We start from the raw sequence: 1,367 nt of genomic DNA, 5'->3' as shown, positions 1-1,367 counted from the left end.
GGCATAGTGACTATCCTCTCTGCTCGCTCGAGCAGTCAGGAAGTCAACCGAACCTTCAGCAGACCCCTCGGAACGAAACCCAGGTCGCTTCAGGGAGAAGAGCGTGTGTGCGGTGGTGCTGGCTGTCTGGCATTCAAAGCTGGGCTGCCTTACGGGTTTCCCAAGTATCCAGTGCCCTTGTAGAACGCCCCCCGATTGAAAGTGGGAGTCACTGGTCGCGGGAAGTCAGCGCGAGGCCAGGTACTAAGAAGCTCTTCATGACTTGCGTCGGGAACCGCCGCCTCTGGGCTCATATTGATTGCCGGGTTCGTCACGCTTTCGATGGGATATCCATAGCCGTCGCATACCAGCTGCTCCATCTCTAGCGAGATATAGAAACCCATTCCGTCGGTGTCAACCTGGGACAAACCGATTGCATCCGCGTACTCGGCGGTGAGTTGGTGACTTCGGTCGAACATCTCAAAGGTGCCGTCTAGAGACTCTTCGTTGTCGAAAGCCATGCCGAACTCCGGACCTGGGTACGCCGGCGGCTCCCCGGCCTGACTCGAACTGTCCCACTCGTTTGAGAGACCGACATACTTGGCAGTCGGCCATATTTCTCTCATCTTCGTGCAGAACTCGCTGATGGTCTTATCTGCCACGTTCTCTCCTAGGTGGTGCCTGTGATCAGTGGTTCTCATCGAGGCGCAGCAAATCCGGTCTGGTGCTGCCGATCAGAAGGCCGGGCCCCAGGAGAACTACCGGCGCTCAGGATAGCTGAGGAAGGTCCTTTTGGAGGAGCTCAGGGCTACCGCGCTGGAGATGCTTAACTCCGGGATGACCCAGCAGTAGGTCTGCCAGGACCTCGGCGTCTGGTCATCGGATTGAACCGTCCTGGGTTTCGTTCCGTCAGACGGCAGCGAGAGCAGCCTCTCGCCAGTGGTGGTCATAGTACTCGGCCTCGACCTCGGCAGGAGTGCGATAGCCGAGATGCTCATGAAGCCGGCGCGTGTTCCACCAGTGGACCCAGTTCATCGTCGCGAACTCCACCTCGGCCAGTCCGGCCCATGCCGGCTGGGAGTAGATCAGCTCGGCCTTGTAGAGCCCGTTGACCGCCTCGGCCAGCGCATTGTCGTAGGAATCGCCCACTGTGCCGACAGAGGGTCTGATCCCGTGTTCGGCAAGCTTCTCGGTATAGGCGATGGCCACATATTGAGAGCCACGGTCCGAGTGATGAACCAGTCCATGACCAACGTTCTGGCCGGAATGATCCCTGGCGGTGTTCAGCGCATGCTCCAGCGCCTCGAGCGAGAGCGCCTGAAGTCGTCATCGACGACCGTGTCGCCCAGCCGACGATCCGCCTGCTGCAGGCATCAGTGACGAATGCG

Annotated in this window: 1 protein-coding gene and 1 pseudogene; both read right to left on the bottom strand. The window is 59.5% G+C overall.

Annotation, left to right across the window (positions count from 1 at the left end; all coding sequences use genetic code 11):
• Positions 1–149: 149 nt before the first annotated feature.
• A complete protein-coding gene (locus ABD652_RS09070; protein WP_344720488.1) occupies positions 150–641 on the bottom strand; it encodes a hypothetical protein in 492 nt (163 codons plus the stop codon).
• A 247-nt stretch (positions 642–888) separates the two neighbouring features.
• A pseudogene (locus tag ABD652_RS09065) lies at positions 889–1,367 on the bottom strand (integrase core domain-containing protein); the annotation flags it as partial.

Source organism: Nesterenkonia halobia, from assembly GCF_039536005.1.
GTDB lineage: Bacteria > Actinomycetota > Actinomycetes > Actinomycetales > Micrococcaceae > Nesterenkonia > Nesterenkonia halobia.
Note: the sequence above shows the minus strand (reverse complement) of the source record. Positions and strands in the feature narration are given on the sequence as shown.